The 21,920-nt window shown below is 49.5% G+C and carries 22 protein-coding genes; 12 read left to right on the top strand and 10 right to left on the bottom strand.

Annotation, left to right across the window (positions count from 1 at the left end):
* Positions 1-74: 74 nt before the first annotated feature.
* The 8 genes from ACHZA2_RS07955 to ACHZA2_RS07990 all read left to right on the top strand — a co-directional run bounded on the left by ACHZA2_RS07955 (position 75) and on the right by ACHZA2_RS07990 (position 7,200).
* A complete protein-coding gene (locus tag ACHZA2_RS07955) occupies positions 75-983 on the top strand; it encodes a thiamine pyrophosphate-dependent enzyme (protein WP_319579270.1) in 909 nt (302 codons plus the stop codon).
* On the top strand, positions 977-2,083 hold the full coding sequence (gene porA, locus ACHZA2_RS07960) for a pyruvate ferredoxin oxidoreductase (RefSeq protein WP_319579271.1): 1,107 nt from the start codon (positions 977-979) through the stop codon (positions 2,081-2,083). Before ACHZA2_RS07955 ends, porA begins: the two co-directional genes overlap by 7 nt.
* Entirely contained in the window at positions 2,083-2,613 is a 531-nt protein-coding gene (locus ACHZA2_RS07965; RefSeq protein WP_319539308.1) for a 2-oxoacid:acceptor oxidoreductase family protein, read from the top strand. The genes porA and ACHZA2_RS07965 overlap by 1 nt, the downstream gene beginning before the upstream one ends.
* Positions 2,610-2,855, top strand: coding sequence for a 4Fe-4S binding protein (locus tag ACHZA2_RS07970; protein ID WP_319539307.1), 246 nt, complete (start codon positions 2,610-2,612; stop codon positions 2,853-2,855). Before ACHZA2_RS07965 ends, ACHZA2_RS07970 begins: the two co-directional genes overlap by 4 nt.
* A gap of 156 nt (positions 2,856-3,011) precedes the next feature.
* Positions 3,012-4,877 (top strand): AMP-binding protein, encoded by a 1,866-nt coding sequence (locus tag ACHZA2_RS07975; protein ID WP_319579272.1) that lies wholly within the window; start codon positions 3,012-3,014, stop codon positions 4,875-4,877.
* Between the two features lie 121 nt (positions 4,878-4,998).
* Positions 4,999-5,700 carry a tetratricopeptide repeat protein gene (locus tag ACHZA2_RS07980; RefSeq protein ID WP_319579273.1) on the top strand — a complete coding sequence of 234 codons (702 nt, stop codon included), beginning with the start codon at positions 4,999-5,001 and terminating at the stop codon, positions 5,698-5,700.
* 59 nt (positions 5,701-5,759) lie between these two features.
* Positions 5,760-6,245 carry a DUF6438 domain-containing protein gene (locus ACHZA2_RS07985; protein ID WP_319579274.1) on the top strand — a complete coding sequence of 162 codons (486 nt, stop codon included), beginning with the start codon at positions 5,760-5,762 and terminating at the stop codon, positions 6,243-6,245.
* 43 nt (positions 6,246-6,288) lie between these two features.
* Entirely contained in the window at positions 6,289-7,200 is a 912-nt protein-coding gene (locus tag ACHZA2_RS07990; protein WP_319579275.1) for an ion transporter, read from the top strand.
* 30 nt (positions 7,201-7,230) lie between these two features.
* Here the strand turns inward: ACHZA2_RS07990 and ACHZA2_RS07995 are convergent, their stop codons facing one another.
* From ACHZA2_RS07995 to ACHZA2_RS08005, 3 genes are read right to left on the bottom strand one after another with little or no spacing between them, the layout of a single operon-like run.
* The gene (locus tag ACHZA2_RS07995) at positions 7,231-8,145 is read right to left on the bottom strand and encodes a polyphosphate kinase 2 family protein (RefSeq protein WP_319579276.1); all 915 of its coding nucleotides are present in this window, start codon (positions 8,143-8,145) and stop codon (positions 7,231-7,233) included.
* A gap of 30 nt (positions 8,146-8,175) precedes the next feature.
* Entirely contained in the window at positions 8,176-8,535 is a 360-nt protein-coding gene (locus ACHZA2_RS08000) for a hypothetical protein (protein WP_319579277.1), read from the bottom strand.
* Between the two features lie 4 nt (positions 8,536-8,539).
* Positions 8,540-9,961 carry an MFS transporter gene (locus ACHZA2_RS08005; protein WP_319579278.1) on the bottom strand — a complete coding sequence of 474 codons (1,422 nt, stop codon included), beginning with the start codon at positions 9,959-9,961 and terminating at the stop codon, positions 8,540-8,542.
* A 141-nt stretch (positions 9,962-10,102) separates the two neighbouring features.
* Here ACHZA2_RS08005 and ACHZA2_RS08010 point away from each other — a divergent pair, with 141 nt between their 5' ends.
* On the top strand, positions 10,103-10,342 hold the full coding sequence (locus ACHZA2_RS08010) for an MTH865 family protein (RefSeq protein WP_319539299.1): 240 nt from the start codon (positions 10,103-10,105) through the stop codon (positions 10,340-10,342).
* Between the two features lie 394 nt (positions 10,343-10,736).
* On the opposite strand, the gene ACHZA2_RS08015 is transcribed toward ACHZA2_RS08010, so the two are convergent.
* Positions 10,737-11,594 (bottom strand): class I SAM-dependent methyltransferase, encoded by an 858-nt coding sequence (locus ACHZA2_RS08015; RefSeq protein ID WP_319579279.1) that lies wholly within the window; start codon positions 11,592-11,594, stop codon positions 10,737-10,739.
* Positions 11,595-11,598: 4 nt separating this feature from the next.
* A complete protein-coding gene (locus tag ACHZA2_RS08020; RefSeq protein WP_319579280.1) occupies positions 11,599-12,864 on the bottom strand; it encodes an MFS transporter in 1,266 nt (421 codons plus the stop codon).
* A gap of 146 nt (positions 12,865-13,010) precedes the next feature.
* On the opposite strand from ACHZA2_RS08020, the gene ACHZA2_RS08025 reads away from it, so the two are divergent.
* Positions 13,011-14,279, top strand: a complete 1,269-nt coding sequence (locus tag ACHZA2_RS08025; protein WP_319579281.1) for a threonine/serine exporter family protein — start codon at positions 13,011-13,013, stop codon at positions 14,277-14,279.
* A gap of 96 nt (positions 14,280-14,375) precedes the next feature.
* Here ACHZA2_RS08025 and ACHZA2_RS08030 read toward each other — a convergent pair whose 3' ends face one another.
* Positions 14,376-14,822 carry a DUF3795 domain-containing protein gene (locus ACHZA2_RS08030; protein WP_319579282.1) on the bottom strand — a complete coding sequence of 149 codons (447 nt, stop codon included), beginning with the start codon at positions 14,820-14,822 and terminating at the stop codon, positions 14,376-14,378.
* Positions 14,823-14,884: 62 nt separating this feature from the next.
* On the opposite strand from ACHZA2_RS08030, the gene ACHZA2_RS08035 reads away from it, so the two are divergent.
* Positions 14,885-15,679: a hypothetical protein gene (locus tag ACHZA2_RS08035; RefSeq protein ID WP_319579283.1), complete on the top strand. Its 795-nt coding sequence runs from the start codon at positions 14,885-14,887 to the stop codon at positions 15,677-15,679.
* Here the strand turns inward: ACHZA2_RS08035 and ACHZA2_RS08040 are convergent.
* From ACHZA2_RS08040 to ACHZA2_RS08055, 4 genes are all read right to left on the bottom strand, one after another.
* A complete protein-coding gene (locus tag ACHZA2_RS08040) occupies positions 15,664-16,131 on the bottom strand; it encodes a DUF2115 family protein (RefSeq protein WP_319579284.1) in 468 nt (155 codons plus the stop codon). The two genes, ACHZA2_RS08035 and ACHZA2_RS08040, sit on opposite strands and share 16 nt — an antisense overlap.
* Complete coding sequence (locus ACHZA2_RS08045; RefSeq protein ID WP_319579285.1) at positions 16,128-17,006, bottom strand: epoxyqueuosine reductase; 879 nt, start codon at positions 17,004-17,006, stop codon at positions 16,128-16,130. Before ACHZA2_RS08045 ends, ACHZA2_RS08040 begins: the two co-directional genes overlap by 4 nt.
* A gap of 36 nt (positions 17,007-17,042) precedes the next feature.
* Complete coding sequence (locus tag ACHZA2_RS08050; RefSeq protein ID WP_319579286.1) at positions 17,043-19,259, bottom strand: adenosylcobalamin-dependent ribonucleoside-diphosphate reductase; 2,217 nt, start codon at positions 19,257-19,259, stop codon at positions 17,043-17,045.
* 109 nt (positions 19,260-19,368) lie between these two features.
* Positions 19,369-19,773, bottom strand: coding sequence for an HIT family protein (locus ACHZA2_RS08055; RefSeq protein ID WP_319579287.1), 405 nt, complete (start codon positions 19,771-19,773; stop codon positions 19,369-19,371).
* Positions 19,774-19,991: 218 nt separating this feature from the next.
* Here ACHZA2_RS08055 and ACHZA2_RS08060 point away from each other — a divergent pair, with 218 nt between their 5' ends.
* Positions 19,992-21,854 (top strand): ATP-binding protein, encoded by a 1,863-nt coding sequence (locus ACHZA2_RS08060; protein WP_319579288.1) that lies wholly within the window; start codon positions 19,992-19,994, stop codon positions 21,852-21,854.
* Positions 21,855-21,920 lie beyond the last annotated feature (66 nt).

Raw genomic sequence — 21,920 nt, forward strand, 5'->3', positions numbered from 1 at the left:
CCGGTACTAGGATATCCCCCGGTATCAGCATACCGGCCTCCTGCAGTACCCTGATCAAACTATCATTATTTATCATGAAAAACAAACGGATTCTGACACTCATGCCAACGGTTCCAGACACCGAATATATCCATAAATGCACCTCGGCATGTGCCGGATGCAGTTCTGATCTGATCCTCAGGCATGTCCTGAAGGCTGCAGGTCCAGATACCGTACTGGTGGTTCCGGCCTGTTGCACCTCGGTGCTGCAGGGTGTGTATCCGAATACGTCATTTGGCATCCCGGTCTACAATGTTGCCTTCGCCTCGGCAGCAGCGGTTGCTTCAGGTATGGCAGCTGCGTTTGAAGAACTTGGGAAGAAGACGAACGTGATCGCCTATGCCGGTGATGGAGGAACTGTTGATATCGGGATCCAGGCACTCTCCGGGGCACTAGAACGGGGAACCAACTTCCTGTACATCTGCTATGACAATGAAGCGTACGGGAACACCGGGATGCAGCGTTCAGGTTCAACCCCCCTCGGGGCAAGGACAACGACGACGCCCGGCGGCAAACCACATCCAAAGAAGGATCTCGACCGGATCATTGCAGCCCACAATCTCCCGTACATGGCAACAAGCTGCAGTGCCTATCCCCAGGATCTCGTGAAGAAGGTTGAGAAGGCACTCTCGATCAAAGGTCCGAAGTTTATGCATGTGCTCGCCCCCTGCCCGCCAGGCTGGCGGTACGATGCTGCAAAGACGATAGAGGTTGGAAAACTTGCGGTCAGGAGTGGCATCTGGGCCATGTACGAACGTGAGTATGATACCCTCACCCTCTCGGGCCAGACCAAGGCAGCGATGCTGAAGCCGGCACCACTCGAGGATTACCTGAAGATGCAGGGCCGGTTCTCAGGTCTGAAGCCAGAGCAGATCACCGAGATCCGACAGTCCATGGAACGAAACCTGCGGCTGCTCAAACTGGAGGCAGAAGGAACATGCTGACAATATCAACCGGGAACAACGCGGTTGCTGCAGCAGTGAGGGAAGCCGGAACTGCTGTGGTTGCTGCCTATCCTATAACCCCTCAAACCGAGATCGTCGAGCAGATTGCAAACTTTGTCACAAAAGGGAGCATGAAGGCCAGTTACATCCCGGTCGAGAGTGAGCACTCGGCGATGGCCGCCTGCATCGGTGCCAGCATCACCGGTGTCAGGACATTCACGGCAACCAGTTCCCACGGCCTTCTGTACATGCACGAGATGGTGAACTGGGCGGCAGGTGCCAGGCTCCCGATCGTGATGGCAAACGTGAACCGGGCAGTCGGTCCGGGCTGGAACGTCTGGGCAGAACATACCGATTCACTGCAGGCACGTGACACCGGCTGGCTGCAGGTGTATGTGGCAACCGTGCAGGAGGCATACGATGCAACCCTGATGGCATTCAGGATCGCAGAGGACCGACGGGTGTACCTGCCGGTGATGGTGAACCTTGACGGATTTTCTCTCTCCCATATCACCCAGCAGCTTGAGGAGGTTAAGGCCGGAGACTTCATTCCGCCACTGGTTCTGGATCATAAGATCGATACCGAGAACCCAGGCGGATACGGATGCATGACCTCGTCGGTTGACTATGTCAGGATCCGTTCCGATATCGAACGCTCAATGCGTGACTCGGTTGAGGTGATCAGGGAGACCGAGGCCGAGTTTGAGAAGCGGTTTGGCAGGAAGTACTCCTGGACCGATGATTACCGATGCGAGGATGCCGAAGTCCTGATCCTCTCGATGGGAACCCTCGGAAAAGAGGCAGAGGTTGCTATCGACATCCTTCGGAGCGAAGGGATCAAGGCAGGGTCGATGCGGGTAAGATGGATACGTCCGTTCCCTGAACTCGATCTCCGGGACCGCGAACTCGTGGTCATCGATCGGAACTACTCGTTCGGGTTTGGTGGTATCCTCGCCGGTTCAATAAAGGCAAAGACCGGAAAGGACTGCTACAACGTCATCGCAGGTCTCGGCGGGCAGGAGGTCACTTACCATGACATTGCTTCATTTGTCAGGACTCGGAAGATTGGCAGTGAAGAATGGTTCGGGGTGAAGATCTGATGTACGAGATTCGTCTTCATTCCCGGGGTGGACAGGGTGGTGTAACTGCTGCCAAGCTGATGGCTCTCGCAGCGTTTCGCGATGGTAAGTATGCAACGGCTGCCCCATTTTATGGTGCAGAACGTCGTGGTGCTCCTATCGTCTCGTTCATCAGAATTGACGATCAGCAGATCAAGATCTACTCACAGATACACCAGCCTGATCTCGTCGTGGTGCTCGATGCCTCGATCATTGACCTGGTAAATGTCTTTGACGGCCTGAAACCTGACGGAAAAGTGCTGATCAATGCACCCGAGATCCCAAAAGCTGCAGCAGGGTACAAAACGTACTGCGTTGACCTGACCGGCATAGCTCTCAAGACCGATCTCGTGGTTGCCGGAAGTCCGATCCTCAACACTCCTGTTATCGGTGCACTCGCCAAGATGGGGCTCTTCTCACGTGAGTCAGCCCGGGCGGCGATATCAGAGATGTTTGCAGATGAGCGGAATCTGAAAGCAGCCATGATGGCGTACGAGGAGATGGTGGTATGAGAGAACGACTCGCGATCTCCCGTCCGGTTGAGGGAGCCTGCGGAAAGACCGGAACCTGGCGTGTGTTTCGTCCGGTTGTTGACAAGGATCGGTGCAATGCCTGTGGGATGTGTGCAATGTACTGCCCCGACGGTGTCATCGATAGTAATTACGATATCGATCTCGTCTTCTGCAAAGGGTGTGGTATTTGCGCGAATGAGTGCCCGAAGAAGGCGATCACCATGATCAGGGAAGGCGAATAGTCAGGCCTTATCCCGTCTTTTTTTCTGCAATTGTACGTTCGACACAAACCCTGATACTTTAAGATATCTGATCGTTCTTGCGCAGTTATACGTTGGTGCGTAAAAATTTTCTTACTGCACCAAACTATTATCCGCGAACCTGCACCACATGGTAGTATGGTCCGGTACTCAATAACGATGGAGGACGATCTGACCAAGAGGATCGATCAGGAGTGTAATGCCAGGCAGTTGTCACGATCTGACTGGATTACTGAAGCCTGTGCCCGCCAGCTCAAGCGTCTCTCCGGATTCGGGATCTATCCCTGCGGCCAGTCCGGCCCGCTCATCGATGACTCGCCTGCACCGGTCAGGCACAATATGCAGAATTACGATGAGACATATCGCAACTTCAAGATAGAGGTACCCGAGTTCTTCAACTTCGGATTCGATGTCATTGATGCCTGGGCAAAGAAGGATCGCAACAAGCTTGCCATGGTCTGGACGAACCAGCAGGGCGCCGAGCATTTCTATACCTTCCGTGACATCTCCCGCAGATCAAACCAGATCGTCAACATGCTGATCAAGTACAAGATCGGCAAAGGCGACAAGGTCCTGATCATGCTCCCCAGGGTTCCCGAATGGTGGTTCATGACGATCGCCCTGATCAAGGTTGGTGCGATCTACATCCCTGCCCCGACGATGCTTACCCAGAAGGATATCGAGTACAGGGTCAACGCTGCTGAAGTCAAGATGATCATCACCTCTGAAGAGAATGCAGACAAGGTCGAGGCAGCAGCCCCCCACTGTCCGTCGCTTGAGGTGAAGATGATCAATGATACACAACGGCCCGGTTGGATCTCCTACCTGACCGAACTTGATTATCCAGCACCGGTATCCTCCAGGATTGTGAACCTCAAAGGCCTTCGCAAGACGAAATCAACAGACCCGATGGTGATGTTCTTCTCATCAGGCACAACCGGTGAGCCTAAAATGGTGGTGCATACTCATGACTACCCGCTTGGGCATATTGTGACTGCCAGGTTCTGGCATGATCTCAGGAGCAACGATCTGCACTTTACCGTATCAGATACCGGGTGGGCAAAGTCAGCCTGGGGGAAACTCTTCGGACAATGGATCGAGGGTTCTGCCATATTTGTGTATGACTACCGCCACAAGTTCAATGCCACCGAACTGCTCCCGCTGATCGAGAAGTACGGGATCACCACCTTCTGTGCACCGCCCACGATCTACCGAATGCTTGTCATGGCCGACCTTCGCAAGTATGACTTCTCTGAGCTCCGTCACTGTGTCAGTGCCGGCGAGATGATCAACCCTGAAGTGATCAAGGCATGGAAGGACATGACGGGCCTTGAGGTCTATGAGGGATATGGCCAGACCGAACTGGTCCTCTGTGTCGGGACATTCCCATGCATGCAGCCAAAGTATGGTTCCATGGGCAAGCCGTCTCCCGGCTGGAAGATCGAACTTCACGACGAGGATGACAAACCGGTCAAACCCGGTGAAGAGGGTTCAATCGCGATCAGTGTCAACCCAAAGCCGGTGGGTATGTTCCTTGAGTACCATAACAACGATGAAGCCAATACCAGCGCCTTCAGGAACGGGTTCTACTACTCTGGCGACCGGGCGATGATGGATGAGGACGGGTACTTCTGGTTTGTTGGCCGTGATGATGATGTCATCAAGGCATCAGGATATCGTATCGGTCCGTTCGAGGTTGAGAATGCCCTTATCGAACATCCCGCAGTCGGGGAGACTGCAGTGGTCGGATCACCTGATATAATCCGTGGATATGTGGTCAAGGCATTTGTCGTCCTGAAAGAGGGGTATAAACCTTCAGAAAAACTCGCACGTGAGATTCAGGAATATGTCAAAGGAGTGACTGCTCCATACAAATATCCGAGGAAGATCGAGTTCGTCACCGAGCTCCCGAAGACCATTTCAGGCAAGATCAAGCGGAAAGATCTCCGTGAACTTGAGATGAAGCGGTTTGAAGAGGAGCAGAGGGACGGTAAGCACCGGTAATCCTCTCCTTTTTGCGCGTTCAGACCGGTATTCATGATTCGATTGTCTGAAGACATTATCGGGCATGATTCACGTTAGTATCACAGGAAAGCATCTTTGGTATGAGTCTCAGGAGAGTACTATGAGATCGGTCTCTCTTTCGCGGCAGGTATATGGCTGGGTCCTGCCGGCTTTTGTGCTGGTAGTGGTCTGTTCTCTTCTTCCCCTTCCGGTCAGTGCCGAGGACGGGTATTCGGGTGGTGCACCACTGGGCGCTCCGAACTGGATTCTTGAGAGGATGGATACCAGTATTCTGCCTGATTATTATCTCCCTCCGAACACGACAAGTGATCAGGTCCGGGTTCCGACATATAGTTCGTACATCAGCAGTGGGAACAAACTTCTCACGTCCGGCTCTTATGCAGAGGCTAAGAGTGCATTTGAGAATGCGATTCAGAAGAAGTCTGAATCATTTGATGCCTGGGTTGGAAGAGGTCTTGCACTTGAAGGGCTCAACCGCTCCCTGACCTCTATAGAATCATACGAGAATGCTATAAAATACGCACCAGATGATGGGAGTTCATGGGTTGCGCATGCCGGAAAAGGACGGGTGCTTCTTGAACTGAACAGGTATCAGGATGCTGCAGATTCACTTGAAACTGCAATTAATGAGTATACCAGATCAGGATCAAGCAACATGGATGACCTGACGTCTATCTACAATCATCTTGCAGAAGCAAAGAACAAACTTGGTCTGAAGGATGATGCTGAGGCAGTTAAGAAGAAGGCAACAAGCCTGAAATCCGGCACCGGTACAGTATTTGGTAATAAGAGTTCGCTATAAACCATCAGAGGCATACGCTTCTGAAAATACTTTTTTACCCTGCAGACAGATTCTGCATCATGATAATACGGATGCGATCTGCAGCTCTGGTTCTTGGTATCATCCTGGTTCTTACCGGTGTGGTCAGTGGTTCTTCTCCGCAGTATATCTCCCTTGAGCGAGGTATGTGCTTTGGGACCTGTCCGGTGTACACGGTGACCCTGTTTGAGAACGGTAGTGTCTTTTATCATGGTGAAAGGTTTGTAAAAGAGGCAGGGAACCTGACTGGTACCCTGAACGGATCAGGTTTTTCAGATATTCTTCAGGCTTGTAATGAGACCGGGTTCTTCCAGATGAATGACGAGTATGTGAACCTGGACATGACCGATATGCCGAGTGCGACCATCACCGTTCAGAACGGGAGTGGTATCAAGCGGGTTGAACATTATCATGGCGATACCCGGGCACCTGCAAACCTGACTGTTCTTGAAGACCTGATCGATGAGACAGTTCAGATCACGAGGTGGACCGGAGGATCTGATACGGCTGAAGGAGAGCAGATATAAGGTATCTTTTAAAGGCCGTGCAGATTCTATGGGAGTAACGGGTATGATGCTGAGAGAGCGATACGATCAGATTAAAAGCCGGGTTCATGTGATACTTGATGACCCGACACCCGGGGATAGAACTGCTTTCCGGGTTCAGTGGTTCCTTGCTCTGGTGGTTCTGCTGAATGCGGTGGCGATCGTTCTCGCAACGGTACCATCCATTGACAGGCAGTTCAGATTTCTCTTCGGCCCTCTGATGAACTCCTGTCTCCTCATCTTCACCATCGAATATCTTCTCAGGATCTGGTCATGCACATCCTCTCAGAATATCAGAGAAATCATCGGCGACCGGTTCAGGTACGCCATGCACCTGTACCTGCTCATCGATCTCATCTCGATTCTTCCCATATTTTTCCCGATTTTACTTCACAGGAACCTGACGTTACTCCGGACTGTTCGCCTGCTTTCAATATTCAAACTTGGAAGGTACTCCCGGTATTCACAGTCTCTTGCCCAGTTGAAGAGAGTTCTCTTCAGAAAGAGGGAGATCTTTGCGATCATGGTCTTTATCCTGATCTTCGTGGTTCTCTTCTCGTCAACACTTCTCTACCTGATCGAGTTCCCTGTCCAGCCGGAAAAATTCTCAAGTATTCCAGCATCAATGTGGTGGTCGGCGATGACCATTACAACAGTCGGGTATGGTGATATCTATCCGGTTACTACCCTTGGAAAGATCATTGCTGCCGGTTTTACGTTTTTGGGCGTCCTTGTGCTCGCTCTCCCATCTGCGATCCTTGCCACCGGATTTATTGAAGAGAAGAACAGGCATCCTGACTCAGATCCAGTGCAGAGGGTTGCCAGGGCCGGCCTGATGAACCACTTTACATCACTGCATGATGAGGGAAAACTCTCTGATCAGGAGTATGAAGAGTACGTGGCGATGGTTACTTGTTTACGTCCGAAAAATGAGTAACTCTGGTGGATCACAGGATGAGTTTCCCGGTTATTCGGCCTCAAGTTTTTTCTTTGCATCCATCAGGAGTTTGACCTCGTCATCAGATACTTTTGGGTACGAGAGGTTCAGACCCTTGATGGCAGTGACGATCGCCTCAGCAACAGCGGTCCGTGCCACCCATTTGTAGTCACCGGGTATCACAAACCAGGGAGCAAATTCTGTCGAGGTTGCCTGAAGCATATCTTCATACGCTTTTGTATACTGGTCCCAGTACTGCCGTTCTGCAAGATCGGCGACCGAGAATTTCCAGTACTTCTCCTTGTGTTCGAGCCTGTCAAGGAGCCGTTTCTTCTGCTCTTTCTTTGAGATATGAAGGAAAAATTTCAGGATGAGCGTTCCGTTCCTGACCAGGTGCTTCTCAAATGAGACAATATCCTTGTACCTCCCATCCCAGAACTTTTTTGCATCAGTCCCGATGTCAGGTGCAAGATCGGAAAGAATATCCGGGTGAACTTTCACCACCAGCACATCCTCATAATATGAGCGGTTGAATATCCCGATCTCTCCCCGTTGAGGAAGTACTTTTGAGTATCGCCAGAGAAAATCGTGGTTGTGCTCTTCGTCGGTAGGAACTTTGAAGCCGTGTACCGAGCATCCCTGTGGGTTTACCCCTGACATGACATGCCTGATGGTTCCATCCTTTCCTGCGGTATCCATCCCCTGAAGGATGATCAGCACAGCATGACTCCGGGCAGACCAGAGCACATCCTGCACTGATGCAAGAGCAGTCCGATCATTTTCAAGCATCTCGACGAGGAGATCCTTTGATCTCTCCTCACCGAGCAGCTTCATGCCCTCGTTCTGTGCCCAGCCGGTGTCAAAACTCTTCAGGTTTACTTTTCTTCCGGGTTTTACGATGAACTGCTTGATGTTCTGTTTTATTTCAGGTTTTTTTAATTTCATATTTCGACTCTCCAGAGATCTCATTACAGGTCACCTATCCATCTTTTCCTCTTCTTTCTGCTCCTCTGCCTGGAATGGAGCGTCAATTTTACTGAGTATCGGATCAGGCTGTGCAGGAGCTTCATCCGGATAAAGGGTTCCTGTTTCATTGGCTGTGTTCATCGCTCGTTCTTCTTCCAAAGCCACAGCAGCATCTATCTTTTTTGACTCCTTTGCATCTCCTTTGAATGCATCAAATGGTAAAACGCCCATCAACAAGAGTATCAAAAAGAATAGAAAAACAGTCACGATGATTCCAAGAATGATTGGGGCAGCATGATTGCTCCATATTGATTCGGATGTATCTTCGCTGGTGACTGTATGGTGTCTTTTTTCCGGAGGTGAACTCATGGAATTATGCCCCTGCCTTCTCGGGTTTTCTTACCAATATCATGAGAATCAGTGCAATAATCTGTATTCCCATTGCAAACAGAAAGGCAGAATCGAAAGCTGCCGCGAGTTCAGCCGGTTTTAACGTATGAGCCGCAACCTCTGCCATCTTTGGTCCAAGTGCAGCAGTTGCAACCAGCAGGGTGATGGTGACTCCGAGAGTAGAGCCGAGATTTGTCATCATCTTGAGAAGACCGGATGTCATTCCCCGCTCTGAGTCTGGAGATTCTCCCATTATTGCACTATTAAGTGGAGCAAAGGCGATACCAGCGCCGGCTCCAAGAACGAACAGGTAGAATGCGACTTCGCCGGTGTGGCTGGAGACAGATATTGTTGACAAAAAGAAGAGGGCGAGTATCATGATGATGAACCCGACCATGATCGGTTTTTTTGTTCCGATGACATCTGATATTTTTCCTGCGATAGGTGCGGTCATGATGTTCCCGACCGGTAGTGAAAGCAGCAGGGCTCCGGATGTTCCTGTAGGAAGATCCTTTACGATCTCAAGATAGAAGGGCATGAGGAACATGACTCCTGCAAGTCCCATCTGCAGGATGAGAATATTGATGTTCTGAACTGTGTAGGAACGGTTTTTGAAGACTGACAGAATGATAAGCGGCTGTTGCTCCTTTTTCTCACGAATGTACAGGAGGGTCCATGAGAAGACTGAAAGCACAAGGGCCTCAATGCCTGTTCCAATGTTCTGTGTCTGGATCTGGTTCAGCCCGAAGATCAGGGACCCGAGAGCAATGAATATCAGGACGACCCCTGGTGAATCAAGGCGAGATGTCGGGGATACTGCAGGACGGGTTGGTATCACATAGATCCCGAGAAGTATGGCAAGGATTCCAACCGGTATGTTGACATAAAAGATATACTGCCACGAGAATGCACTTGTAAGAAAGCCTCCGATAACCGGACCAAGAGCAACACCAAGCATCGTAAACATGGCAACGAGACCGAGAGCCTGGCCTCTGACTTTTTCACCCAGGTATGAGGTTACCATCACCGATCCGAGTGCAGCGATGATCGCACCACCCATTGCCTGAATCATCCTGAACAGGATCAGAAGATCCACACTGGTTGCAATACCACAAAGGCAGGATCCAACTGTAAAAATTACAAAACCTGTGATAAAGACCTTTTTGTATCCCCTAATATCTCCGATCTTTGCAGCCGCCAGAAGAAGGCTGACAAGAATGATCAGGTATGCATTCAATACCCAGGATGCAAGCACTGTTGATACATTGAACGCTTTTGCAATACTTGGAAGAGCGATATTTACAATTGTAGCATCAAGACCGGCCATGAATGATCCCAGCGAGATCACCAGTACGATCAGGAGTTCTTTCCCGGTCATATGGGATGAAGGGTCTGATCCTGCCATAGTAGTAGTGATCCTTTCTGCAAACCAGATAAAGGATAAGGTCTGGATGATCCCCTTACTCCACACATGGAGAATTGATGCAATTCCCTCTGATTTCGAAAGTTATTTCTCTTCCTGTTATGTAGATCCCTCTTCATGGGTATGAGAGATGAGCTGTTCACTCACTGGATCAATGCACTCGGCGGTGTTTCATTTCCGGTTTCTTCAAAAGAGTCAGTTTTTTCCGGACTTCCCAAAGGTGCTGAAGGTAATATGACTGTGGGCGGACTGGTTGTCTGTAATGTTGGAGAACTATTTGAAAAGTTTCTTAAACCCTCTGACTTCCCAATAAACTCGGCAGAAGACCTTGTTCGTCTGATATTCGATCGCGCAGGAATATAGGGTGGCTTTCACCTGTATCATTCTCAACCAGATGCCAGATCCCTAACGGCAGATCTATCATCAGTCTTGGATCCCTGAAGACTTATGTTTTAAACTAGATAATTTGGGCGTTATTCTTAAAAACAGGCTTGAATCTGATCCTCATTATTCATCTACGATGCCTCCTTGTTGAAACCCTCTCAAATGGATTCTTTTATAAAAACATCCTCAAATATCGTTTTGCTATCCCCTCTCTATCAGGCCCTGTTTTTTAGTTGATAGTAGTGGTGCCCTGTATGAAGATCCGGGCCTGACGATGCCCTGGTGACAATCATTTTCAGGCAATAATTTATCGAATAATTCCAAATCAGAGCGATAATTAGTTGCAGTTTTCTTGGTTCTCAAATTTAAGTGACTAATAAAGGTTCCTGGTGTCACTCTTCTGAGCTGTGTAAAAAGTTACCATTTTGTTCTGGCCTACTGCATCATCAGGAAGTACCTGGTCTGAAGTCCGGACCTCTGAAAAACCAGCCGTTTTCAGAATTGATTTCATCTCCTCTGTCTGGTAGTAATGATTCCAGAATCTGTATATTTCGGGGCAACTCTGATCAGAACAGACGGCATGCTGCTCAAGAATCACATGCTGGTCGGGATAATGAAATGACTGTGAAAGGGCGAGATACGGATATGGCCTCCAGAATCCCTGCTCTGACACATCCCAGTCTTTTTTGCCAATATTCATAATCTCCGGAGAATGCTCATTCAGGATATCAAAAATAAAGAGACCACCCGGATTGAGCAGGTTTACAATGTGGTGGAGCAACCGATCCCGGTTCCCGGGAATCAACACAGAGAAGTCACAATAAATCATGATCACCAGATCGAACCGGTTATCAAGGGTCATATTCAGGTAATCCTGATTCAGGTAGGTGATCTCAAGTCCTTTCTCTGCAGCCTGTGATTTCGCATACTCAATCGACCGATGAGAATAATCCACTCCTGTTACCGTATGGCCAAGCTCAGTTAAGAACTCGTCATACAATCCTGGCCCGCATCCAAGATCAAGAATCATGGAAGATTTCTCCAGATGAGATTCTATCCACCGTACAGTTTTTGTAACTGTAGTGATTCTCCTGCTTGCTGCGTCGGTACTCTGATCCAGATGAATATGGAGCAGTTGTTCTGATATGTAGTGGTCATCCCACATCAGGTGTGTTCCCGGCTCGTAGAGTTCAGGGGCACATGTCAGGCTAAGGAGGTTTGAAATATTCATGTCATCACGTCATTTTTCGCGGGTTGGGGCTATTGGAAGAATCACGCCTGTTGCTCGGATCATGTGATGCAACATTTTCTCCCGAATTAAGGTCTGGAACTGCAAATGCAAGCAGGATAATTCCGAAAACCCCTGTTGCATAGATCATTGTAGATCCACTATATCCGAATAGTCCGATAAGGATACCCATGCAGGCAGTTCCGATGCCAGCACCCCCGAAGAGACCAAGTCCGACAAGGGCAGAAGGAAGCCCTTTTGATTTGGGAGTGATATCAAAGACCAGAGTTGCAACTGTTGACTGTATGCATATGTATCCGAGTCCAAGACCTGTCGAGGCCACAAGTCCGGTCTCCCGTCCGGGAAACACCGCGAACAGGAGCACCGATCCAGATGCAATGACGCCTCCACCTGCAATCATCCATCGCGATCTGATCTTTCTGCCAATTCTCCCTGCCTGTGTTCCTCCAAGTAAAGCAGAAAATCCGAAGAACATTACAACTGCTCCGATCTGCATGTATCCGAGGCCGACTACCTGGTGCAGGAAAGATCCAAGATAACTGTACATGCCAATCAGGAGAAAACCCGATGCACCAGCGAGTGGGAATAATATCCATGACGAAGGATGGTGGAATATATCCTGTAGTTCTTCCCGCACTGGTCGGTGAGATACCGATAGTTCAGGTTCAGGAATCTTTGGTATGAACAGGAGAGTTCCTATGGCTATTCCGGAGAAGAGTATGAACGGCACCCGCCATGAGAATAACTCTGCGAGAAGTCCGCCGATGCCGACACTGAGACCCTGCCCGAGAAAAACAATCCCCATGAATGTTCCCACGTAATGCTGCCTCTCCTCCTGGGGTATGGCATCACCGAGGCAGGCAAGAGAAATGGCGATGATGCCTGCTGCAAAAAAACCGGTGAATGCCCTCCAGAATACCAGAGCCTGCAGAGTTCCCATCAGGGCACATGCACCTGAACCGATTGTAAATCCTGCAAGGATCCAGGTAAGCACCCTGACTTTTCCGATCCGGTCACTGATCAAACCGAAGACCGGCTGCATACATCCGTAGGGTAGGAGGTATGCTGTCAGGATCAAACCGGCAGAGAGAGCAGAGATCCCGATATCTGCTGCGATAGCCGAAAGTGCAGGGGAGACGAACCAGTTATCAGCAGCAGATATGAACCCGGCGACTCCGAGGATAAGCACCAGGACCCGGGGTGACCGGGTAAATTGGCTGACCCCCTTTTTCACACCCGGCTTCTGAGTCATGATCAAGAGATCTGTCCTTCTCCCCTTTCAAGAAATTGTCAGGACAATAAACCATTCAGTGTTTTTGGTCTGTTCTGGGATGATTTTCGTTGAGAGCATGAGGTCCGGAAAGAACTCATATATTCACACGTCACCAGAAAGTACGCATGAACTGCACAGGAGATGAGGTGGAAGAGGAGTACGGAAGTGCAGACCTCTATCTCGATCTGGCGGTTCTCCTCTATGAGGCCGGAGCAACTGTACAACGGGTAGGGGATTCTGTCCGGTGGCTTGCAGGCCAGCTCGGAGATGAGAAGATCCACATATCAGTCGGGCATGAGGTCATAGAACTGAGTGTTCATCATGGGGATCACACTGAAACCCGGCTCTATGTGCTGCGTGATCCAATTAAGGTAAATGTATCCGTATTGCATCAGATCAGTGGTATTCTCCATCAAATCCCGTCATATCACAAGAATATTACATTGATAAGGGATTCCCTGACTGCTGTCAAAACAATGCCTCCTGCCTATCCGGTCCCGGTGATACTAGCAGGTACCGGGATTGCCTGTGCGGCCTTCGGGTGGCTCAACCATGCTGATATCCCTGCACTCTGGGTGATCTTCCTCTCTGCAGTCTGTGCTCTCTCAATCAGATTCAGATTCGGAAAAGAGCTGAACAATCTCTATCTTTCAACACTTGTGACTGCCCTGTCAGGTGGGCTTTGTGCGGCAGTACTTGCCCCGTTTTCGCAGACACAAACGCCTCAGGTTGCCTTGATATCAAGTGTCCTCTTTCTCATTCCGGGAGCCATGCTGATCAACGGAGGACTGGATATTATTAGGGATCACACCGGTTGCGGAATTGCCAGGCTCACCTCTGTGTTCACCCAGATCTGCATCATATCAGGTGCACTGCTTATCCCTCTCGGTATGATGGCCCCTGCGATCCAGATTCCCTCTCAGTTTGATATTATTACATTCATTCCCACCATGAGTCTTGCAGCCGGTATTGCTGCATGCGGGTTTGGGATTCTCTTCAATACTCCTGCATCAGTTCTGACAGGATGCTTTGTCTGCAGTGCTGTTGCCAGGTTTATCAGGGAGACCGGAATCTACATTGGGGCTGACCCGTTCTTCTCTCTCTTTATCGGCATGAGTATTGCAACAGTGATTGCTGCAGGCATAGGCAGGTATGCCCGTGTTCCTGAAGTCCTGCTCTCGGTAATCGCAGGAATTCCCATGGTTCCCGGCCTGGCAATGATCCAGGGACTGCAGGGATTGTTTACTCTTGCTCATGGAGGGACAACCCAGCCTGATCAGATCCTGATCTACGCACTGCAACAGATGCTCTTTGCAGGAGTTGCGATACTCGCACTCGTTGGTGGGATCATCTTCCCGATCATCATCATAGCAAGGAAAAAGTTGCGGATTTGATCAGGAAAACATCTGATGTGTAAAACAAAACATTACGCCTTGAAATGATCGAAGTGAAACTGAGATCACTTCTAAGTGTTACATTTTGCACTAGACTCACTGGTTTGTGCCTGTCTTCAGATACTCCCTGCATAGGTATGGTTCAATAAAATCCTTGAACTCATCAGGAGTTAGTGTGCTCACACAACCGGGAGCAACAGACTCAACTGATCCAAGATGCCGTTCAATAAGACTGCAGGGAAACTCCTCGCAGTACCCACAGTGGGAGATTTTTTTCTTTTGAACACAGGTCTTCATCTCGCAGGCTCCCCCAATCCTGTGCGGGTTTTCGTTGTCAGGCTTCTGGCAGCCGTCGCACCTGATCGCTTCAGCAGGAATTTCAAGCCCGTATATCTTCTTCCAGGCTTCAGATACCCGGCTCTGGTCTGCCTCACTCCTGATATTTCCGACATATGCCGGACACTGTGAACAATGAAATCCACAACAGGCTCGAATGTCTTCTGATTTTTCCACCTGGCAACCATGCTGGTTCTGTTCTTCCATACACTTTTTATGTAAAAGATCAAGATATAGCAAAAGGTAATTTTACTATAGCTGGGGTCCTTATGCGGAAAGATGAGATAGAAGAGCGAATTATTGAGATCGAAAAAAACCTCCGGGATCTTGGTACTGCCCAGCGGGAGCAGGGAGAGATGATCCTCTCTGAGTTACGGTCTTTTCAGCGCCTTTTTGTGGAAGAACAGATAGAAACAATGCGTAGGCAGGTCGTAACCAGCCATCAGAATATGATTCTGCAGTTTGTGATCAACACGATCAGGCGTGAGTTTGATTCAGTCTGTCCTAATCCATGTTCGCTGTACGATAGAGGAGCATGCATTGACTTTTTTATCAGTCGTCTCCGGGAATCAGGAGAGAGGATGGATCCCGATGAAGCAGATGAATTCTTATCGAGCCAGGTAAAGCAGGATCAGGATCTCGTAATGAAATACCCTGAACTTGGCAGGGAGCCCTGCCTTGCCTGTTACAACATATATGCAGCAGAACGCGATCATCTGATGCAGGCGATAGGGGAGTTATCTTCTGTACGATCAACACTCCGGAACCGGAATCAGATCTCGCTCATCAGGGATCTTCCTGAAGATGAGATACTGGCGACAATCATCGACCCCCTCTCCCATCCGGCACGATTCAGTATGATCAAAGCCCTCTCCACGGGTACTATGAGTTATACTGATCTCAGCACATTGACCGGATACAAGGGTGGTCACCTTCTTTTTCATGTGACCCGCCTGATTGAAGCAGGCCTGGTGGCAAAAGACGAATCATCAGGGCAGTATCTGATCTCAGAAAAAGGGATGGGACTGATGCATCTCATCAGAAAGATCTACTCAGGGATGTAAGGTTTACAAACACAAAACCTACAGAGTGAAGGTTCGTCATATAAATACCGGTTTTTTCCGGTACAATAATACTCATCATCCCGTTTTTCTATTATGATATCATCTGTCACCATATCTGGGGGATGGAGTGGTCGTTTTGCATAAAACGTCAGGTATAATGATATCGCAGTGATATACCTGGCTAGATCCTTCTTGCCGGGAGCATACTGCATGAGATAGGAGTGCAACGCTGCCCGCATGGCGTTCTCTCTTCCTTTTTCAACACTGACGTCTGAATCACTCTCCTGGTTCAGGATCTCAAGCATAGTTTCGTAATTGTATCGGGAAAGTTGGGAGATTACCGATGGAGGTTCTCCTGAATTGGCATCCATCGCCTTCTTGCATGTTGCGATGTATGGAGTCAGGCTTTCAATCTCCTGACATATCCGGGATAACAAGGATCTATCGGTCATCGATCTGTGACTCTGACCGGGTTTCTGGCTTCACATGGCACCCCCGTCTGACACAGACCACATGCATATTCATCGATCCCGTACGTTTCGCGTGCATACGTCTGGGCTACTCCGAAACAGTGGTTTCTGCAGAGTTCCTTATCGTGGCCGAGCGGGGTTATTGCACCGACCGGACAGCGTTTCATGCAGATCCCACAGGTTTCTTTAGCGTAGAAGAGGCATGAGGCATGATGATCCGTATATGGGCGGGGTGTAGGGGGAATCCTGATCCGTGCAATTACTGATCCACAGATCACAGCCTTTCCTACTGGTGTTATCAGTCCGTCACACAGACCAAATGTTCCGAGACCTGAAACATATGCAGCGTGACGATCTGACCAGGTGGAGGCCAGGCCATAGGTTTTTGTATCCTGGATTGAAAAAAAGGGAACTGCTGTCGGATTGATCGCAGAAATCCCTGTATCCAGAAATGTTCTGACCAGATGGTCGGCGAGGTATTTACTCACGTCTCTCCCGAAATGCTTGGCCCGAATCCATCGTTCAGATGGGTACATTGTCTCGCTCCGGTTATCCCTGCAGGTCGCTCTGGTCTGTGGCAGGATCCAACTGATGATAGTAAGATCTTCTGGAACAACATGAATTCCGGGAACAGCCTGACAGAAGATCTCTGCCGGTGTTAGAGAAGGTGGACCGATATCGGTAGCAATCTCTTCATACAGTGGATCTCCCCCTGAAGAAAATCCGACCAGTGGCTCCTCATATGCCCTCTCAGTTGCCTGATTTTTCAGACTGTTTGCTGGTGAATCCCGACAGAATTTTCGGATACTTCCTTCCAGAAAACTGGCTGGATTTGTGTGTAAATCTTCAGGTTTCATGTTCGGTTCCCTCTGTATCCAGCCGTGGTTGGGCGGTTAACTACATCCTGACCAGCCGCAGTGTTTGCAGATTCCCTGGTTGCACCCTTCCCCAAAGTCAAGGGGCTGGCGGCATTCCGGACAGAGACGCTTCTCTTCTGTTTTGGTTATTGACCAGTCTTCGAGTGTAGTGATGCTCTGGTTCTTTGCAGCGAGATCGATGCACCTTCCTACCACATCGGCACATGACACCCCTTCTGAAGATGGATTTTTGATAGCAGAGACGCAGTTCACTTTGCCGAACTGCCTCACAAACTTCTGGTATGGCACACCACTCTGAAGACCGGTGCTGATGGCACGTCCGAGAGCACTGCTGTTTGCATCACATCCACCAATCCCGACGGTCCTGATAAATACCTCAATTGGCTTTCCCTCAAGAAGGTTTACCGTTACATAGAGGCGACAGCATCCGGACTGGCAGATGTAGGTCTTGCCAGCGAGTTCCTTTGGGCGTGTCATATTGAGGGATGGGATCTTTTCCGGTAGGTTACGACCGTCATCAGCCCTGAGTTCGGGTACCGTTTCTTTCTTATCAGTCTCCCCGCTCAGAGCAAGTACCACGGTCTCCCTACTCCCGGTACGGTAGATGGTGATACCTTTGAGGCTTAACCGCCACGCCATCAGAAGGGCCTCCTCACAGTCTCCACGGGTGGCAGAGGAGGGCATGTTCACCGTTTTGCTGATGGAAGCGTGGACATATTTCTGGAATGCAGCCTGCATCAGGATGTGATCCTTCCATGAGATATCGAGGGCTGTGCGGTAGAGTGCTCTGAACTCTTCAGGAAGCCAGGACAGATCCTGGATGGTCCCGGTCTTGTGAACATGATCAATAACCTCGTCAGTCCGCTTGTTCAGTTCATCCCCCGCCAGGTTCATCTGGGAAAGTTTCTGCACCAGGGCTTCTTTGAAGACCGGGTTGACGATGACAAAGGTCTTGCCGACTGTGTTCTTTCTGGTGTATGCAAATGAGAATATCGGTTCGATTCCGCTCGAACACCCGGCAAGGAGAGAAATGGTTCCGGTAGGAGCGACCGTGGTCATGGCAGCGTTACGGACCGGAAACTCTGTCCAGATGCTCCCCTCCCATGCAGGGAATGGTCCGAGTTTTGAGGCAAGGGTCCGTGATTCGTCAATAGCGGTCCTGGTGATCGTTTCCATTATCCGTTCGCACCAGTCTCTTCCTTCTGTTGAATCGTACGCGATGCCTATCCTGAGCAGGGCATCGTGGACCCCCATGACACCAAGGCCAATCTTTCTGGTTTTCAGGGTTGCTTCAGCAATCTGGGGGATTGGGTAGATATTACGTTCGATGACTGTGTCAAGGAACCGTACCGCCATCCTGACCGTCTCTTCCAGAAGTGATTCATTCAGGATGCCACCGCTGATACAGGCATCAAGGTTGATGCTCCCGAGCACACAACTCTCGAATGGGAGAAGAGGTTGTTCTCCACATGGGTTGGTTGTATCAATTTCACCCAGATGCGGTGTAGGATTTCGCTGGTTGATCTCGTCATAGAAGAGAATTCCGGGTTCACCGTTCTTCCAGATCCCGTCCACGATCCCGTTCCAGATCTCCCCGACTGTGATGGTTTTTCCTGAATGCGGATGGGTGAGCCAGACTGAGTCGAAGGCTTTCTGTTCAACCAGGTTCATGAACTGGTTGTTGACCATCACCGAGATGTTGAAGTTGGCGATATCTCCTTCTTCTTTCTTGGCAGTGATGAAATCAAGAATATCAGGGTGCCATACATTGAGGATTCCCATGTTGGCACCACGGCGGCGTCCTCCCTGTTTGATCACATCGGTTGCTGCATTAAAGACCCGCATGAATGAGACCGGACCTGATGCAACACCGTCGGTGGATCGCACCGGAGAACCCTCAGGCCGTATATGCGAGAAGTTATACCCGGTTCCCCCGCCGGTCTTGTGAATAATCGCCCCCTCTTTCATGGCTTCAAAGATACCATCGATCGAGTCAGGGACCGGTAGGGTGAAGCAGGCTGAGAGTTGTCCGAGCCCGGTACCGGCGTTCATGAGAGTTGGTGAGTTCGGGAGAAACCGGAGCGAGATCATCGCTTCAAAGAAACGATCCTGCTCGGCCTTGTCATCGGCAAGGGCATGTGCCACCCTATGGCAGATGTCTTCAAAGGTCTGCTCTCCTTTGCGGAGATATCGTGCTGAAAGAATATTATCGACAACAGGGGAGGAAGTCACAACATAAAGATAGGGTGTGAGAGGATTTGAGGAGTCGCCACTACCTTTTTTACCGGGGGTGTGGGATAGACTGTCTCACCATCAGGGCGCCGTGTTTCTTTCCTCCCTTTCAGTACTGCTGTTTACCGGGTATTACTCCTCTCACCCCGCCTCTGGGGTCATTCGTGTCCCCTGCGTATCTTGGAATCAGGTGAATGTGCAGGTGCATGATTGTCTGGCCTGCAGTAGCGCCGTCATTGATCCCGATGTTATACCCATCAGGAGCTAACTCTTCATCAAGAAAGGATCGTGCCTCCCTGATCAGATCCCAGAGTGCAGAAAGTTCAGGTTCGGTTGCCTCGAACACAGATCTGAAATGACGCTTGGGAATGATCAGAAGGTGGCCCGGTGAAACCGGGTTCTTGTCATACCTGGCATAAGCATACCGATTCTCCAGAACTACCTCTTCTCGGCCCGTTGTACAGAATATACAGGATTCAGACATTATATCCCCACTCTCAAAGATAGTCGTCATGCTCCCCTGTGTATGGTGATCGGTTTATTACATGCATGAAGTGACTCAACCAGTGAACTGTATATGTAATCAGCAGATGTTACCTGGCTCTTGATTCTGGGAAAAAATACATTCTCTTTCATACTCAGATTCGTTTGTTCTATCTTTTTTGCCCTGATTATCCTTGTACTACTCACCTCAGGTATCCAAAAAGTCAGAACTCACGGTATGACCCATCCATGAATCAGACCAATACAACTCTCAAACGAAGGCTATCGGTTCTTCTCTTCGTCTTAATACTCATCTCAACCGCGTCAGTAGGTATTGGCGTAGGTATCTACTCTTACAAGCATAATCTCGATCTGATAAACAGTATTGTCACAAGTGTCCAGCAGGAGACCCAGGACAGGGCTGAAGCGTTTTTTCTCATTCTTGCAGGAGCTGAACCTTCCATTGACTCTGAAATGAGCAGGGGATTGCCTGTTATCTCAAAGGATATTGGTTCACTCAACAAGCCGGTATCCTCTGTCACAGCCGAGGATCTCAAACCGATAGCAGACCGGAATAATGTAGATGGCGTCTACCTGATCAACGGGTCAGGTGTGATCTTCTCCACAACGTATCCTGAGGATCAGGGGTTTGATCTGAAGTCAGTCGGGCTTGAATCATTCCTGAAAAATATCATGAACTCAGGGAACACCTCGATGGACAGGGCAGCGGTCAATGCACTGAACGGGGAAGTAACCAAGTATGCCTATTACAGCCAGCCGGGAAGCGACTACATCATTGAAACATCGGTCCAACTCAGAAAGGCACTTGTCAGAACCCGGTCGCAGAATTTTACCTCGTTCCTGATGGATGATTTTTTGTCCAGGATTCAGGAGGAGAATCCCTTTGTGCTTGAGGTTGATCTCTTCTCATCCAATACTCTGAGTCAGTACTCCCTGATTCATGAAGGCAGAAAGATGGACCCTGGGATCTATAGTCAGGTCTATGATAAAGGGGAGGTCAGGATTTTCTCCGGGAATAACCTAACCGTCTATACACATTTCAGACCTAAAGAGAAAGAAGCAGATTATACCGGAAATCTGACAAGCATGGTTGTCTATGACACAAGCATGCCGGGGAGGGTGTTGTTTGAAACAGCCTGGCACACGTTGGCGATTCTTATTCTGGTGACGATCATTGCATTTCTCATATCAGGTAGCCTTTTTGATCGCCTGATCGTCTGCCGCGTTCAGACCATCGTCAATGGTCTGCACCGAATCGGCTGGGGAGATTACTCCGTGAAGATAGATGATTCAGGTACAGATGAGTTCTCCCTGATTGCAGATGAGATAAACCGGATGTGTGAACTGCTCCTTTCCCGCGAAGATGAACTCAAGAGACTGACCAGGGATCAGGAGGAGATTGTCAGGCTCAGAACCGCTGAACTCCGGCAGGTGAAGGATGGTTTTGAGCAGGCAAATCTCAAACTGAAGATGCTTACTGCAATCACCCGGGATGATATCATCAGCCAGACCACCCGGCTTTCAGAACTGCTCGCTCTTGTCGGTGATAAAGCCGGTCCGGATACCGCAGATCTCATCAGGGAGTCACGATCGGTTGTTGATACTATTCGGAGCCAGATAGAGTTTACACGGGTGTATGATGAGATAGGCTCCCGTCCTCCGGTCTGGCATACCATCAGGGAGACTGCAGAACTGGCAATACGGGACATTCCCGGAATCGGTCTTTTGTTCAACCTTGACCTCGATGATCTCCTTGTTCTGGCAGATCCACTCCTTGAAAAGGTGTTTTCCACCTTAATCGAGAATACCGTGCGTCATGGAAAGGGCGCAACATCTGTCAGATTCTCATCTGAAATCGTAGGCAATGATCTGATTCTCGTGTATGAGGATGACGGGGTCGGAATCGTCAGCGAAAAGAAATCCGGAATATTCATTGAAGGGTTTGAGAAAAACTCCGGGTTTGGCTTATTTATTGCACGGGAGATTCTGGCAGTTACTCACCTTGCTGTAAGAGAGACTGGTGTTCCGGGGATGGGTGTGCGGTTTGAGATCCTGGTGAAAGAAGGGTTCTGGAAACGCAAAAATCAATAGATAAATCTCATGAACCTGTTTTTTGAACGTTTGTGCTTCTGATAGAAACTAAATCCAGCAATCAAA

Source organism: uncultured Methanospirillum sp. (assembly GCF_963668415.2).
Lineage (GTDB): Archaea > Halobacteriota > Methanomicrobia > Methanomicrobiales > Methanospirillaceae > Methanospirillum.

Coding starts and splice junctions, on each gene's coding strand:
- ACHZA2_RS07955 (WP_319579270.1), top strand. CDS start 75: ATGAAAAACAAACGGATTCTGACACTCATGCCAACGGTTCCAGACACC.
- ACHZA2_RS07970 (WP_319539307.1), top strand. CDS start 2,610: ATGAGAGAACGACTCGCGATCTCCCGTCCGGTTGAGGGAGCCTGCGGA.
- ACHZA2_RS08010 (WP_319539299.1), top strand. CDS start 10,103: ATGAGAGATGAGCTGTTCACTCACTGGATCAATGCACTCGGCGGTGTT.
- ACHZA2_RS07985 (WP_319579274.1), top strand. CDS start 5,760: ATGATAATACGGATGCGATCTGCAGCTCTGGTTCTTGGTATCATCCTG.
- ACHZA2_RS07995 (WP_319579276.1), bottom strand. CDS start 8,145: ATGAAATTAAAAAAACCTGAAATAAAACAGAACATCAAGCAGTTCATC.
- ACHZA2_RS07965 (WP_319539308.1), top strand. CDS start 2,083: ATGTACGAGATTCGTCTTCATTCCCGGGGTGGACAGGGTGGTGTAACT.
- ACHZA2_RS08035 (WP_319579283.1), top strand. CDS start 14,885: ATGCGGAAAGATGAGATAGAAGAGCGAATTATTGAGATCGAAAAAAAC.
- ACHZA2_RS08060 (WP_319579288.1), top strand. CDS start 19,992: ATGAATCAGACCAATACAACTCTCAAACGAAGGCTATCGGTTCTTCTC.
- ACHZA2_RS08005 (WP_319579278.1), bottom strand. CDS start 9,961: ATGGCAGGATCAGACCCTTCATCCCATATGACCGGGAAAGAACTCCTG.
- ACHZA2_RS07990 (WP_319579275.1), top strand. CDS start 6,289: ATGATGCTGAGAGAGCGATACGATCAGATTAAAAGCCGGGTTCATGTG.
- ACHZA2_RS08040 (WP_319579284.1), bottom strand. CDS start 16,131: ATGACCGATAGATCCTTGTTATCCCGGATATGTCAGGAGATTGAAAGC.
- ACHZA2_RS08025 (WP_319579281.1), top strand. CDS start 13,011: ATGAACTGCACAGGAGATGAGGTGGAAGAGGAGTACGGAAGTGCAGAC.
- ACHZA2_RS08015 (WP_319579279.1), bottom strand. CDS start 11,594: ATGAATATTTCAAACCTCCTTAGCCTGACATGTGCCCCTGAACTCTAC.
- ACHZA2_RS08000 (WP_319579277.1), bottom strand. CDS start 8,535: ATGAGTTCACCTCCGGAAAAAAGACACCATACAGTCACCAGCGAAGAT.
- ACHZA2_RS07980 (WP_319579273.1), top strand. CDS start 4,999: ATGAGATCGGTCTCTCTTTCGCGGCAGGTATATGGCTGGGTCCTGCCG.
- ACHZA2_RS08020 (WP_319579280.1), bottom strand. CDS start 12,864: ATGACTCAGAAGCCGGGTGTGAAAAAGGGGGTCAGCCAATTTACCCGG.
- porA (WP_319579271.1), top strand. CDS start 977: ATGCTGACAATATCAACCGGGAACAACGCGGTTGCTGCAGCAGTGAGG.
- ACHZA2_RS08055 (WP_319579287.1), bottom strand. CDS start 19,773: ATGACGACTATCTTTGAGAGTGGGGATATAATGTCTGAATCCTGTATA.
- ACHZA2_RS08030 (WP_319579282.1), bottom strand. CDS start 14,822: ATGGAAGAACAGAACCAGCATGGTTGCCAGGTGGAAAAATCAGAAGAC.
- ACHZA2_RS07975 (WP_319579272.1), top strand. CDS start 3,012: ATGGTCCGGTACTCAATAACGATGGAGGACGATCTGACCAAGAGGATC.
- ACHZA2_RS08045 (WP_319579285.1), bottom strand. CDS start 17,006: ATGAAACCTGAAGATTTACACACAAATCCAGCCAGTTTTCTGGAAGGA.